Genomic DNA, 13,764 nt, shown 5'->3' on the forward strand with positions numbered 1-13,764 from the left:
AAAGAATGAAGAAATCAACATTACTCCTTGCCGGACTTCTTGCTGCTAATGTGGCAAGTGCCGATGAAGGCATGTGGACCTTGTACAACTTGCCGCAAGCTGTGTATGAACAAATGCAAGCAGAAGGATTTCAAATGCCTTATAATGACTTGTATTTTAGTGACCATGCTATCAAGAATACCGTTGTCAACTTTTCTGGTTATTGCTCTGGCGTTGTTGTGTCGCCTAATGGTTTGGTATTTACTAATCATCATTGTGGATTTGAAGGTATTCGCAGTCACTCCACTGTAGAACACGATTATATGAAAAATGGCTTTTATGCCAAGTCATACGAAGAGGAGTTGCCAAATAAGGATATGTTTGTAAGTTTTATGATTGAGCAGAAAGACATTACCGACAGGCTGAGAAAGTTAGACTTTGACAATCTCACCACCGAGCGACAGAACGCAATACTCGACTCGATACAGAACGCCATGAGCGACTCCATCAAACGCATTGACAAGACACTGCACATAGGGATTGACGCCTTCTACGAGGGCAACACTTACTATGCCACCACTTACCAACAGTTCAATGACCTGCGACTGGTATTTGCTGTGCCCAAATCAATGGGCAAATTTGGTGGCGAAACCGATAACTGGATGTGGCCACGGCAAACTTGCGACTTCTCTGTTTTCCGTATTTATGCTGATAAAAAGACGAATGGTCCAGCCGAATATTCTAAAGATAATGTACCTTATCGACCCAAATATTGGGCTTCTGTTAGTTTGCAAGGATATAAAGACGGGGACTATTCTATGACAATTGGTTATCCCGGGTCTACCAATCGTTATCTCTCATCCTATGGTATTCGTGAACGTAGAGATGCCTTGAACACACCTCGAGCACAGGTGAGAGGTGTAAAACAAGCCATTATGACTCGTCACATGCGGGCAGATGAGGGTGTGCGCATCAAGTATGATTCGAAGTTTGCGCAGAGTGCTAATTACTGGAAGAACTCCATCGGCATGAACAAGTGTATCGACTCCATCGGAATCATCAACCAAAAGCAGCAATACGAGCAGAAAATACGCCAATGGCAGCAGGAAACAGGGTACCTGAAGGGCAAGCTCAACTTTGATACCATGGCTCGACTTTACAATCAACGCCTCGATGTCATGAAGGCTTTTATGTTTTTCCGCGAGACGTTCGGCCGCACTAACGAGTTCACCAACCGTGCCATGAAGTTGAACAATAAGGAAATACTCGGCCCCAAAAACAATCCCAAGAAGCAGTACATCCTCTTCAAGGACAACAGTGACGAGTGGGATGCAGCCTTAGATAAGGACGTATTTGCCGCACTCTTGAAGAATTATCAAGACAAAGTAGAACCGAAGTATTTGCCAAAATTCTATCAAACCATTGCTAAAAAGTTTGGTGGAGACTGCAAACGCTATGTAGAGTATCTGTATAAAAAGTCGTTCTTGATGAAGAACGGCAAGCGAATCTACACCAACAAGAAAAGCTACCAGCGTGACCCAGGTGTCGTGTACAGTCTTGATTTGCTGGAAATCATGGGGCAACTTTCTGCTGATAAGTCTCAGTACGAAGACAGTATTGCCCTACAAGAGAAGTATCTGTGTGCTGCCAAGCTGCGCATGGAGGAGGATATGCCGCATTATTCGGACGCCAACTTTACCATGCGGTTGAGTTATGGACAGGTTGGAGGCTTCTTGTTAGGCGGTAAACCTTCGGGCTATTACACTACAGCTGAAAGCATGGTGGAGAAAATGAATCGTGCCAATGAGGTGTATGAGTATCAGGCAGAACCTGTGATGAAAGAAATATTGAGTGCTGACAATTTTGGGAAATATCAAGACAAGCACACAGGTAAGATGCAATTATGTTTCCTTACCAACAATGATATAACGGGTGGAAATAGCGGAAGTCCTATGTTTGATGGAAAGGGACGGCTCATCGGACTGGCTTTCGACGGCAATTGGGACAGTCTTTCGAGTGACATCAACTTCGATACTCGCTTAGCTCGCTGTATCGGAGTAGACATTCGTTATGTGCTTTTGATGATGGATCGTTGGGGACATGCGGATCGTTTGCTTCAAGAAATCAACGCTCAGTAAAGCTATGGTGGCGTGATAGCTAGTATCTCTGTGCTTCGTCATGAACGATTTGACAGCCGCTTGTATTCAAGAAAAGGTGCATCATTCTAAAAAAGTCCTCGATATTTGTAACACAATCAGTGTTTTCTACGTCTGATAGATTAGAACACCTCAACGGTAGCGTGTCTTTGAAATCGTATAACATAAACAGTTAAAAATTAAAACGTATGAAAAAAGTGATGATGATGGCAGTGTTGGCATTCATGGCCATGTCTGTTCAAGCTCAAATGTCGGTAAACGGTTTGATGAAAAAGTACAAAAATTCGCCCAAGGCAGAATATGTACATGTGCCGAAAGTGATGATAACTCTTGCCAAGGCGATAAAGACTGGCGATGCCGATGACTATACGAAATACCTCAAGCACATTGACAGTATCAAAGTCTTGGATATGGAGGATTGCTCAAATGCTGTCAAACAACAGTTTCTTAAGGATGCCGATCAACTGAAAACAGCAGGGTATGAGGTGTTGATGACAGCAAAAGAAGCAAAAGAGCAAACCGTTATCTTGACAAAGAGAAACAAAACGGGAATTAAAGAGCTTGTCATCGTGGATTCGGATGATGACGATGCGTCGTTAATTCAAATCTTGGGGAATATCAAGAATTCAGAGATACAGAAGATTATTGCGGAGGAAAAGAAAAAATAGGTAGCTTCCCAACCCACTCAACCTTACAAGCTGTATGGATGCCTCACAATTTAAGCAGTGTTTCTTGCCATGCCATGAGCAATTGTTTCGCATGGCATGGCGACTCACAGGAAACATGCAAGCTGCCGAAGACTTAGTGCAAGAGACCTTTCTTAAATTGTGGATGAAGCGTGATGAGTTAGCTACCATCGACTCGTACGAGGGTTTTAGCGTCACCATCTTAAAGCATTTGTTTTATGATGAGCAGCGGAAACGGCGCTTGCAAACAACTCCTCAAGCATTGGAGCAATTGCAAATACCACATCCTGATGACACGGCAGGAGCGTTTGAGGAAGAAGACAGCGAACGTTTCATCATAAAATTGATACGTCAATTGCCTAAGAAACAGCAGCAAGTAATGCTGCTTAGGGATGTGGAAGGATTTGACTATCAGGAAATAGAGAAGCTAACAGGACAGAAGACGGTGCATGTTAGAGTGCTATTGAGTAGGGCACGAAAACAAATAAGACAACAACTAAAGGAGATGATGCAAAATGGAAAGTAATGAACTTAAAAAACTTGTGGAACGTTTCTATGAAGGACAAACCACCGAGCAAGAAGAACAATTGCTGCAACATTATTTCCTTGACGGTGATGTGCCACCCGAATGGGCAGTAGAACAGCAGTTGTTTAAGCAGCTGTATCAAGCGGATGTTCCTGTTCCTGAATATCTCGAACGGCAATTGTCGCAACAAATAGACGGTTGGAACAAGATAGAGAAGCTGTCTGAACGAAAAGCACGCACGTTCACTTTACGCTGGATAGTTGGCGTAGCTGCTGGCTTGTTGCTTCTTTTCTCGGTGGGTTTGTTGGTTCACTCCCAACAAAAAGAGGATGAAATAGCAGCACAACGAGAAATAGTGAACAATCCTCAAGATGCGTATGCCGAGACAGAAAAGGCACTTCTAAAGTTTTCTAATACTATCAATAAAGGCTTAAAACAATTCGAAAATGAAACAAGATAACAACTCTCTGATGCCATTAAAGCGCATCCTGTTCGTTCTTACTCTGGCAATGAGCAGCATGTATAGCGTAGCACAAGACCAATTGTTTAAACAGTTTGATGATGCCAAGGGGGTGAGTACCGTTTATATTTCGCCCACAATGTTCAGGTTAATGCCCAAGTTGGAGTTTGGGGATAAGGATATTACGAAGATTGCCTCTAAACTAACCAAACTACAAGTGTTAGAATGTGAACGCCCGTCGTTGATACCCACCATCAAGAAGCAAGCCACCAACTACTATAAGACCAATAAATACGAAGTAGTGATGAAGATTAAGGATAAAGATGAACGCACCACTATTTATCTTAAATCGTATGGAAAGAACAACAATGAGTTCATTTTGATGAACGAAGAGCCAAAAGAAATTACGATTATACAGCTCGTGGGACATATCACTTTAAGCGAAATTAAAAACATTGCCAAGTAAGCTGTAATGGTATCAATGAACATTCGTCTCTCCCGTGATATGTTTTGATACATACAGAAAATGAATGGAATTTGTTGAAAAAACACAAATAATAGGAGTTTTGTTCGTTTGTTCCCTATTATTTTTTTATCTTTGCGTGGTTTTGTAACTGTATGCGACTAACCTCATTAGTTCTGATTGCCGTCATGAGGCAATTGATTCTTTATATCATTTAGCGCATTAAGTTACAATAGAAGATGATTTTTTAGATGTTAGACAAAACAATAAAGTTTTTTATTTTTTTTAGATGAACGTAATTACGAAAACAGTTCAATTGCCTGATGGCAGAACCATCAGCATTGAAACCGGGAAAGTTGCAAAACAGGCCGATGGCTCAGCGGTAGTTCGCTTGGGTAACACGGTGCTCCTCGCAACTGTTTGTGCAGCAAAGGATGCAGTTCCCGGAACAGATTTTATGCCTTTGCAAGTTGATTATCGCGAGCAGTATAGTGCCGCAGGTCGTTTCCCCGGTGGATTCACCAAACGTGAAGGCAAGCCAAGTGACAATGAGATATTGACATCTCGATTAGTGGACCGTGCGCTTCGTCCATTATTCCCATCCAATTATCACGCAGAAGTGTATGTACAAATCATGCTCCTTTCTGCCGATGGTGTAGATCAGCCCGATGCTTTGGCTGGTTTGGCAGCGTCAGCAGCCATGGCATGTTCAGATATTCCTTTCGATTTCTATATCAGTGAAGTTCGTGTAGCACGCATCAACGGTGAATATGTGGTGAACCCAACATTTGAACAGATGAAGAGTGCGGACATGGATTTGATGGTAGGTGCCACCAAAGACAATATCATGATGGTGGAAGGTGAAATGAATGAAGTGTCTGAGCTTGACCTTATTGAGGCTTTGAAGGCGGCACATGAAGCTATTAAACCGATGTGTACCGTGCAAGAGGAGTTGAATAAGGAATTAGGTAAGGATGTGAAGCGTGAGTACGACCATGAGGTGAACGATGAAGATTTGCGTCAGCAAATGAATGATGAGTTGTACCAACCAGCCTATGATATTACCAAGCAGGCTCTGCCCAAGCAGGAACGTCACGATGCTTTCGATAAGATTATAGCCGACTTCCTTGAAAAATATGATGCAGCACATGCAGATTTGACGGAAGAAGAGTTGGAAGAGAAGCATGCGGAGGCTGCACGCTATTACGATGACGTGTTGAAAAATGCGATGCGTCGTTGTATTTTGGACGAAGGTAAGCGTTTGGATGGCCGCAAGACAGATGAGATTCGCCCGATATGGTGCGAAGTGAGTCCGCTGCCCATGCCTCACGGAAGTGCTATCTTCACTCGTGGAGAAACACAATCGTTATCAACTTGTACGTTAGGAACCAAGCTTGACGAGAAAATGGTAGACGATGTCTTGGACAAGAGTTACCAGCGTTTCTTATTACACTATAACTTCCCACCATTCTCTACTGGTGAGGCTAAGGCTCAACGTGGTGTTGGACGCCGCGAAATAGGTCATGGACACTTGGCATGGCGAGGATTGAAGGGACAAATTCCTGAAGACTTCCCTTACACGGTGCGCTTGGTGAGCCAGATTTTAGAGAGCAATGGCTCTTCTTCTATGGCGACTGTTTGTGCTGGTACATTGGCGTTGATGGATGCAGGTGTTCCTATGAAGAAGCCTGTAAGCGGTATTGCGATGGGCTTGATTAAGAACCCAGGCGAAGACAAATACGCCATTTTGAGTGATATCCTTGGAGACGAGGACCACTTGGGGGACATGGACTTTAAGACAACTGGAACAAGAGATGGCTTGACAGCTACGCAGATGGATATCAAGTGCGACGGTCTGAGCTTCGAAATCTTAGAAAAAGCATTGATGCAAGCAAAGGCTGGGCGTGAACACATCCTTGGCAAGATGCTCGAAACCATGCCTGAACCACGTCCAGAAATGAAACCTCAGGTGCCACGTATCGAAGCTTTTGAGATTCCTAAGGAGTTTATTGGTGCTATTATTGGTCCTGGTGGTAAGATTATCCAGCAGATGCAAGAAGATACTGGTGCCACGATTACCATTGATGAGGTGGATGGTGTAGGAAAAATCCAAGTGAGTGCACCTAATAAAGAAGCCATTGACTCGGCTATTGCTAAGATTAAAGGCATTGTTGCCATTCCAGAGATAGGAGAAGTTTACGAAGGAACCGTTCGCTCTATCATGCCTTATGGTTGCTTTGTGGAGATACTTCCTGGCAAAGACGGTTTGTTGCACATCTCTGAAATTGACTGGAAGCGTCTTGAAACTGTTGAAGATGCAGGCATCCATGAAGGTGACAAGATTAAGGTGAAACTGTTGGAGATTGATCCTAAGACAGGCAAATACAAACTTTCTCGCAAGGTATTGTTAGAAAAGCCCGAAGGATATGTAGAGCGCGAACGTCGCCCACGTCCTGAACGTCGAAACAATATGAACAACGAGCGTCGCCCACGACGTGATGATGACAATGGCTATCACCACCGTAACAATGGTGGATATGGCGATCGCCCACAGCGTCGATTTGAACATCATGACGATAATGTAGATTCTGTTGATAATACATCTAACGATTTTTAATAGAAGAACAATACTTCATCAAGCACATCATATATGAATATTGGTGTACTTGACGAAATGATAAAAACTAAAAATAGTAAGTAGCATCATGTTACTTACTATTTTTTTTGAGTACTATATTTAGCTACTCAATAGCTTTCCTTCACTTTTTAGGAATTGTTTTGGCGCACGACTCTTTCGTGGAAGAGCGATATTTGAACCGCAAAAACCACCCACCAAATAGTGTGTGTAGGGTTGGAGATACGCTGTTTTGGAAGATGATAAATGCTGAATTTTCTTTACAAAGTGCCTCTCATAACTCGCGTATAAACCACCAACAGTAAAGTTGGTCGCAAATACGCGAATTATGAGCAACTTTCATAACCGATTGTTATTGAGCGTGTTATATTGAAACCGTCTCTTTTCATTCCCATTTTTAGCACTTTTTGGCGACTGAAGCATTGAGATAAGCCTGCTATTTGCATGCTTTAATGCCGTTGAAGTATGTGAATAGCACCTCTATTGAGTGTTTCCAAGAGCGTAAAGTCCATGTTTCAGCTTGAAAAGACGCCTCGTTTGTGAAAATCAGCTCATTTTTGCATTTCGTTTGCCTATTAAAATTTTCTATTTTGAAGATTTTAGATGGTCGATTTTTGGTAAAATAAAAGGACAAAAACATTGTTTTGAAGGTGCATTTCCAACTGACTTACTAAGTTGAGAAATCGTAGTCATGTTACGGCAGAAATGCACAAATTATGTTTTTGTCTCCTTTATGTTGGTCGTTATTCAGTTGCTTGTTGCAGTATGTACGCATCAACGATAATGAGATTACTTGATGCGTTCGTTCCGCAAGAATTCTTCGAAGCTGTCCTGATAGCCGTTGAAAATATTGATGTCAACATCGCTTTTGATGCCTTTTACTCTCCCGTCAGGACTTAGCTGCCACATCACCAAGTGAACGTTAGGTTTGTATTCGCCATAACGTGCTATCCAAACATTGTAGTTTTTCATGAGGTCTGGTGCTTCGGGCAGGTATTTATTGACAAAAATCTGACTGATATATAAAATAGGTTTTACGCCTACATGCTTTTCTACTAATTGTAGCCATGCTCTCACCTCGTTAAACATCGCCTTTACTCCGCCCATCTTAGCGATTTGACTGGGATAAGGCTCCACATCAAGGACTGGAGGAAAGTCTCCCTTTTGAAAGAGAGTGTTGCGCAAAAAGTACTTGGCTTGCGCCTTTCCACTGGTCAGGGTAGAGAAGAAGTGATAAGCACCACAGTGGATTCCGCTTCTTTTGGCAGCCCGATAATCGCCCTTATAATATCTGTTTCGTATCGTTGTACCTTCTGTAGACTTAATATAGCAGAACGAAATGGGATAACTCACAGTGCCACGGATGTGCTTCTTGCTAATTGTTCCCAAATGAGTAATGCGGAGTTGATTCCAATAGATGGGGTAATACTTTTTGCCTATTTTGTGTTGATGGCGTGAAATGTCGATGCCATAGATGCGTTGCTCCGTATAAACCAGTCGCTCTCCAAGATAGCGGTCAGCTTTCCATTCGCCTAAACGCAACTTTTTAGGCGATGAGGCGAAGCCAAATCCGCTACGTTCGCCTTGCAACCAATAGCCATGATAATAAGTTTCGTCGGTAGATGTGTAGCTGCCAGCGCCATCGGGTTGCCCTTTCTGATTGAGTTGCCCCGTATATACGCCATCAGAATCGGTACGAGTACCATGGATTAAGGTGTTTGCTTTCCATAAACCAACGATTCGTTGACCGCAGCTATCGTAACTAACACCTTTGCCTTCTCGTTTGCCGTTGACCCACTGCCCTGCATACACGACACGACCATGATAGCGCATTTCACCATAACCCTCATATTTTCCTTTGACCAGCGTGCCACGGTAAGTATAGCCACGCTGTTGTGAAACAACTTGTACATCAGGGTGTATTCTGCTGCATGACATGCAGAGAGAAAGGACGAAAAACGTTACGAATGTGGGTAGCGATGAATGTAAGTAGAATTTCATGGCTTTCCCTCCTTGCTGAATAAGTCGAGTAATTGGGTTCGATCAATGACGTGTTTCCCTTGTGTGATGCCTATCAAACGACCGCCAGAACTAAAAACTGGAGAACCAGCACCTGCCAGCACTGTTGGTAAATTGTGTTGGCGGTCGTGGAGAACGGTTGAAATGATGCAGCAATGCGCTTTTTCTGTTGCCAATTCTGGTATGCCGAGCCCACCATAACCTACTGCCAGTGCATCTCCTTTGCTTTTCGCCTTCCACGGCATAATAGAGAAAGGAACTGCACCTGTTGGTGTTGTTTGCGTTGTTGTTTGCAGTAGCACTGTTTGCTGTTTTGCTGAGGCGTTGATTTCTACCATGTAGACATGCTGGCGTTCGTCTTTTCTGTTGTTGTAGTGAGCGGTATAGCTCGTTTTGTGGAAGATGCGAATTTGTTTGCTTTTCTGAATCGAATCAAGAATGCTCAACAGGGCTTTTGCTTGTGCTGCCCTATTTTTTATTTCGTCGGTGTATCCTGCCACCGTATTATATCCTTCGTCATGTACATTATGTATGCGGAGATAGTAATTGAGTTCTTTCAGTCGAGACTGCAAGCGGCGTATTCTCTGCTGGTTTCTCGCTTGTTCTTTTCTTATCAATGTACACGCATCGATGCCGACAGCTTTGTTGACATTGGTTTTGATAGTGACCAATCTACCATGACACGAGGGAATTACGGCATATCGGTTGAGCCAAACTCCCGTAGAGTAGGTTGTTAGGGTGGAAGAATCACGATGAACGGAAAGGCGATTCAAGCTCGAATCGGATGAGATGTCCGCAAAAAACAAAACTTTTTTGCCATTGCATACAATTTCGTACCATGACTTACTTTCAATGACAGCCACTGCACGTTTCATTTGTTGTCCAGAGGAGGGCCAACAAGTCCATGTCACCCACGTAATGACGAATAATAGTGCGATGACCAAAGCTATCAGCTTCAAGCGGCTGATGTTGCAAAGTTTCTGTTTCATGCACTGCAAAGTTACCCTAAAAAGCAGATAGTGCAAAAAGATACTTGCCTTATTTTTATTTCTTTCGTATAAAAATAGTGGCACACAACAGGACTGCACTTGATGATAAAGCAGCTGAATGTAGGCGATGCTGTTTTTATGTTCGCCCCAGTAAATAAAATGACATGGAGGGGTGAGCATCTATCTATCACACGAAGCGCATCTGCAATTAGGCAATGAAATGGTGCATTTTACTCTTTTTTATCATTTTTCAACGGCAGAAACTTCTATTTTTCAATAATTTATGGTATATTTGTAACAAAGACTTCTGATATAACATTTTAAGGAAGACTTTTCTTCTAAAGAAAAAAATCAAATATGAAAATGAAGACGAGTAGAACTTTTTTGGATGCCATTGCGCATCGTCGTAGTTATTATGCGTTAAAAAATGAGTCGCCAATCTCTGATGACGCCATCCGTGAGATAGTTGAGTGTACAATCAAGCATGTTCCTTCACCCTTTAATAGTCAGAGTACTCGGTTGGTAGTGCTACTGGGTGAGTATCACCAAAAGGTGTGGGAACTTACAAAAGACGTATTGAGAGAGCGAATCGCTCCCGAGAAGTTTGCGCAAACAGAGCAAAAGATTAACGCTTCATTCCAAAGCGGATACGGTACGATTTTGTATTATGAAGACCAATCGGTAGTGCGTGGATTGCAAGAAAAGTTCCCCTCGTATGCCGACAATTTCCCCATTTGGTCCGAACAAACGAATGGTATGCATCAGCTAACTTTGTGGACAGCACTCGAAGATGCTGGTTTCGGTGCTTCAATACAACATTATAACCCGTTGATAGACGGGGTAGTAGCCAAAGAGTTTCAGATACATCCTGATTGGAAGTTGCGCGCTCAAATGCCATTTGGTGTCCCAGCAGCAGAGCCAGAGGAGAAAACTTTTGAACCTCTTGACAAGCGACTTCGCTTCTTGAAGTAGTAGTAATAAATTGATTATCAATTACCAAAATTGTTCTGACCATTTCAGTTTCGAACAATTTTGGTTTCTTCAAGTGGACTTCTTCCCTTCTGTTGCTTCTTCGCTTAGTGCTTATTTTGTGTTCCTTTGTTCGTTACACTTTTAGCACCCGATAGAATTTGGTTATATTCTTCTTTATTTTTCAGCAGTCGTATGGCTTCTTTTGTTTGTTTGTCGTATTTTAAGCCGTTTTGAATAGCTCCGCCTTGAAAGTAATAAGCCGTTAGAATATCAGCCGATATGATTTGTTTCAGTTCATTTTTGTTCAATTCCAAATCTTTTGCAACATCATGAGTCAGTTTCTTCTTGAGTGCTGCAAATTCTGGTTTGGCGTCTTCATAGTATCCTTCAAACTTAGCTATCTTTTCCAATTCCTTTAACATCTTCTCGGTTCCTGGGTCATAAGTGAACTTATTTTTGAGAACCTGCTGCTTAAATTCGTTGAATTCAGCATCTGTTAGTTCGAATTGATTTGCGGGTGCAATCGTCTTGTGTTTGGCAATATAGTCAATCACGTAGTTGAACATCGTTTCAGTACTATCGCCATGTTGCAAATATGCCGAAATATTGGCAATGGTATCGGGCTTGATTTCTACATCTGGCATAATGCCTCCACCGTCTCTCACCTCACGACCATTTTTGGTATAAAATACCCTTGTCAGTGAATCGGGAAGTTGAGTATTGAGGGTTTTCCCTTTCTTGTGTTTGTAGTTAATGGCTTGAATACATCGACCACTGGGTATATAATAATGTGCGGTGGTCACTTTCATGTTGCCATTGTAAGGAACTTGCACCGTCATCTGTACCAAACCTTTGCCGAATGTGCGAGTTCCTACAATGACAGCTCGATCTAAATCTTGCAGACTGCCACTGGTAATCTCACTGGCACTCGCTGTCATGTTGTTTACCAAGACAACCAATGGCATGATTGTATCTACAGGCTCCATGCGTGTCTTAAAGGCATGGTTTGCACGTTTCAACTTTCCTTTGTTGGTGACGATGGTGACATCTTTTGGTACAAAGATGTTCACAAGGTCAACTGCTTCTTGTTCAGAACCGCCACCATTGCCACGCAAGTCGAGTATCATGCCTTTTGCGCCTTGCTTTTTCAGGTCAATGAAGGCTTTACGCACCTCTTTGGCGCAATCTTCGTAATATTGGAAAAGATTGATGTATCCAATGTCCGAGGTTAGCATGCCATAAAAAGGAATGACAGGCATTTGGATAGAGCGGCGTTTTACTTTGAACGTCATTATCTTTCCTGTGGAAGGTCGCTTTATCTTTAATAGGAAAGTAGAACCGGGTTCGCCTCGAAGGTGCTCACTCACATACTTCGTATCTTTACCAACCATGGTAGAATCGTCAATCTGAAGGATGATATCCCCCTTTTTTAGACCCACTTCAGCAGCTGGCATCTGTGCATAAGGCTCGTCAATAACAGCATTTTTGAGTTGTAGATGATAGCGTATCAAGGCTCCTATGCCGCCATATTTCCCTGAGATAAAGCGTTTAAGCTCCTGTGTCTCACTCGCTGGATAATACTCTGTATACGGATCTAAACGATTCAGTATCCCCTTGATGCCATCACCAATGACTTCATTGGCATCAAGCGTATCAACGTACATCAAGTCCAGATTCTTATAAACTGTATTGAAGATTTCTAAATTTTTCGCAGTTTCAAAGAGGTGATTTTTGTCTTCCTGCCCATAAGTAAGCGTGGGCAGTATGACTACCAATAAGAGAGATGTCAATATTTTTTTCATTCTACATGATTTAATGATGAGCAAAGATAATATTTTAACCTCATAATGAGGCTTTGATTCACAAAAATTTGTCCATTTTAAGGTACGACGATTATTTTTTTTCAAAAAAGTTTGCAAGTTTCAAAAAAACGTTCTACCTTTGCATCCGCAATCGAGAATACGAATTGCACAAAATGCTTCAATAGCTCAGTTGGTTAGAGCACCTGACTGTTAATCAGGGGGTCGTTGGTTCAAGCCCATCTTGAAGCGCACAGAGCGGAAGTCCTATCAAAAGGGTTTCTGCTTTTTCTTGATAAGAAAATATGGGGCCAGTGGCTACTCATTTATATATCTTCTTGCGTTAGACTTATTATTCGTCCAGCAAATAACTTTTATTTCAGTATTATTTTTCTATCTTTCCTCCAAACTCCAATTTTATTTCTTTGTGCTATTGGTCCGTAAATCACAGTTTTTATGGGTCAGTCGTAAAACCCAGTTGCACCCCTCCTCTCATGCACATAATTTCATAAGCCTGTAAAGGAAGAAAGGAATATCCGTTACTCCCCTGAACTGTGCCCTGAAGGCTTTGACTTTTGCGTTGAAGGATTCAGCATTGGCATTTGTGGCTCTGTTGACAAAGAAATTGAGTATGGTATCATAATGGTTCTTAAAGGTGTCAATCACCGTATAGAAGTTGTCCACCCCCAACTTCTCTACCTCGTTAAACCACTTAGCCAGTTTCAGCCTTGCCGCGTCCTTGATGCTTCTTGCATTATAAATATCGGTAAGTTCCATGGCCAGATCATAAGCTTTTTTGAGTTCCGGGTAGTTTTCAAAGATTATTTTCGCCCTTAGCCTTTGCGATTCCGTCCACTTGGACTTGTGTTTAGTCAGTATAAACTTCGCCCTGGCAAGTAGTTGCTTGCGTGTGTCACCGTTGCTATATCTGAATGGCTTGTAGGTTTCATTCTTGGCTTTGGCTTCCTTCATCTCCTCATTTTCTCTGTCCCTTGCCATCCACCGGTAGGCTATGCGCATGTCGTCCAAAGCGTCATAGTAAAGTTTCTGCACATGAAACCTGTCACTGGTGATGAGTGC

The 13,764-nt window shown here is 42.4% G+C and carries 11 protein-coding genes and 1 tRNA gene; 8 read left to right on the top strand and 4 right to left on the bottom strand.

The window, feature by feature from the left end; all coding sequences use genetic code 11:
* Positions 1-5: 5 nt before the first annotated feature.
* The 6 genes from DEM91_RS05380 (at position 6) to pnp (ending at position 6,887) form a co-directional block, all read left to right on the top strand.
* Complete coding sequence (locus DEM91_RS05380) at positions 6-2,117, top strand: S46 family peptidase (RefSeq protein ID WP_249858229.1); 2,112 nt, start codon at positions 6-8, stop codon at positions 2,115-2,117.
* A 206-nt stretch (positions 2,118-2,323) separates the two neighbouring features.
* Positions 2,324-2,803 (top strand): DUF4252 domain-containing protein, encoded by a 480-nt coding sequence (locus tag DEM91_RS05385; protein ID WP_249858230.1) that lies wholly within the window; start codon positions 2,324-2,326, stop codon positions 2,801-2,803.
* A 34-nt stretch (positions 2,804-2,837) separates the two neighbouring features.
* Positions 2,838-3,347: an RNA polymerase sigma factor gene (locus DEM91_RS05390; RefSeq protein ID WP_249858231.1), complete on the top strand. Its 510-nt coding sequence runs from the start codon at positions 2,838-2,840 to the stop codon at positions 3,345-3,347.
* Positions 3,337-3,807: a hypothetical protein gene (locus DEM91_RS05395; RefSeq protein WP_249858232.1), complete on the top strand. Its 471-nt coding sequence runs from the start codon at positions 3,337-3,339 to the stop codon at positions 3,805-3,807. Before DEM91_RS05390 ends, DEM91_RS05395 begins: the two co-directional genes overlap by 11 nt.
* Positions 3,794-4,273: a DUF4252 domain-containing protein gene (locus DEM91_RS05400; RefSeq protein WP_249858233.1), complete on the top strand. Its 480-nt coding sequence runs from the start codon at positions 3,794-3,796 to the stop codon at positions 4,271-4,273. The genes DEM91_RS05395 and DEM91_RS05400 overlap by 14 nt, the downstream gene beginning before the upstream one ends.
* A 286-nt stretch (positions 4,274-4,559) precedes the next feature.
* A complete protein-coding gene (gene pnp, locus DEM91_RS05405) occupies positions 4,560-6,887 on the top strand; it encodes a polyribonucleotide nucleotidyltransferase (protein WP_249858234.1) in 2,328 nt (775 codons plus the stop codon).
* An 807-nt stretch (positions 6,888-7,694) separates the two neighbouring features.
* On the opposite strand, the gene DEM91_RS05410 is transcribed toward pnp, so the two are convergent.
* A complete protein-coding gene (locus tag DEM91_RS05410; protein ID WP_249858235.1) occupies positions 7,695-8,906 on the bottom strand; it encodes a GH25 family lysozyme in 1,212 nt (403 codons plus the stop codon).
* A complete protein-coding gene (locus tag DEM91_RS05415; protein ID WP_249858236.1) occupies positions 8,903-9,913 on the bottom strand; it encodes a hypothetical protein in 1,011 nt (336 codons plus the stop codon). The genes DEM91_RS05410 and DEM91_RS05415 overlap by 4 nt, the downstream gene beginning before the upstream one ends.
* Before the next feature lie 363 nt (positions 9,914-10,276).
* On the opposite strand from DEM91_RS05415, the gene DEM91_RS05420 reads away from it, so the two are divergent.
* A complete protein-coding gene (locus DEM91_RS05420) occupies positions 10,277-10,885 on the top strand; it encodes a nitroreductase family protein (protein WP_249858241.1) in 609 nt (202 codons plus the stop codon).
* Between the two features lie 104 nt (positions 10,886-10,989).
* On the opposite strand, the gene DEM91_RS05425 is transcribed toward DEM91_RS05420, so the two are convergent.
* Positions 10,990-12,687: a S41 family peptidase gene (locus tag DEM91_RS05425; protein WP_249858237.1), complete on the bottom strand. Its 1,698-nt coding sequence runs from the start codon at positions 12,685-12,687 to the stop codon at positions 10,990-10,992.
* Between the two features lie 175 nt (positions 12,688-12,862).
* On the opposite strand from DEM91_RS05425, the gene DEM91_RS05430 reads away from it, so the two are divergent.
* A tRNA-Asn gene (locus DEM91_RS05430) sits at positions 12,863-12,936 on the top strand.
* A gap of 240 nt (positions 12,937-13,176) precedes the next feature.
* On the opposite strand, the gene DEM91_RS05435 is transcribed toward DEM91_RS05430, so the two are convergent.
* Positions 13,177-13,764, bottom strand: a 588-nt coding sequence (locus tag DEM91_RS05435; RefSeq protein ID WP_249858238.1) for a transposase, incomplete at its 5' end; no start/stop codon positions are given.

It is taken from the genome of Prevotella sp. TCVGH (assembly GCF_023522295.1).
Taxonomy (GTDB): Bacteria; Bacteroidota; Bacteroidia; order Bacteroidales; family Bacteroidaceae; genus Prevotella; species Prevotella timonensis.

Bases quoted from the DNA above. Each gene is read 5' to 3' on its own strand.
- DEM91_RS05400 (WP_249858233.1), top strand. From the start codon at position 3,794: ATGAAACAAGATAACAACTCTCTGATGCCATTAAAGCGCATCCTGTTC.
- pnp (WP_249858234.1), top strand. From the start codon at position 4,560: ATGAACGTAATTACGAAAACAGTTCAATTGCCTGATGGCAGAACCATC.
- DEM91_RS05395 (WP_249858232.1), top strand. From the start codon at position 3,337: ATGGAAAGTAATGAACTTAAAAAACTTGTGGAACGTTTCTATGAAGGA.
- DEM91_RS05390 (WP_249858231.1), top strand. From the start codon at position 2,838: ATGGATGCCTCACAATTTAAGCAGTGTTTCTTGCCATGCCATGAGCAA.
- DEM91_RS05425 (WP_249858237.1), bottom strand. From the start codon at position 12,687: ATGAAAAAAATATTGACATCTCTCTTATTGGTAGTCATACTGCCCACG.
- DEM91_RS05380 (WP_249858229.1), top strand. From the start codon at position 6: ATGAAGAAATCAACATTACTCCTTGCCGGACTTCTTGCTGCTAATGTG.
- DEM91_RS05420 (WP_249858241.1), top strand. From the start codon at position 10,277: ATGAAGACGAGTAGAACTTTTTTGGATGCCATTGCGCATCGTCGTAGT.
- DEM91_RS05410 (WP_249858235.1), bottom strand. From the start codon at position 8,906: ATGAAATTCTACTTACATTCATCGCTACCCACATTCGTAACGTTTTTC.
- DEM91_RS05415 (WP_249858236.1), bottom strand. From the start codon at position 9,913: ATGAAACAGAAACTTTGCAACATCAGCCGCTTGAAGCTGATAGCTTTG.
- DEM91_RS05385 (WP_249858230.1), top strand. From the start codon at position 2,324: ATGAAAAAAGTGATGATGATGGCAGTGTTGGCATTCATGGCCATGTCT.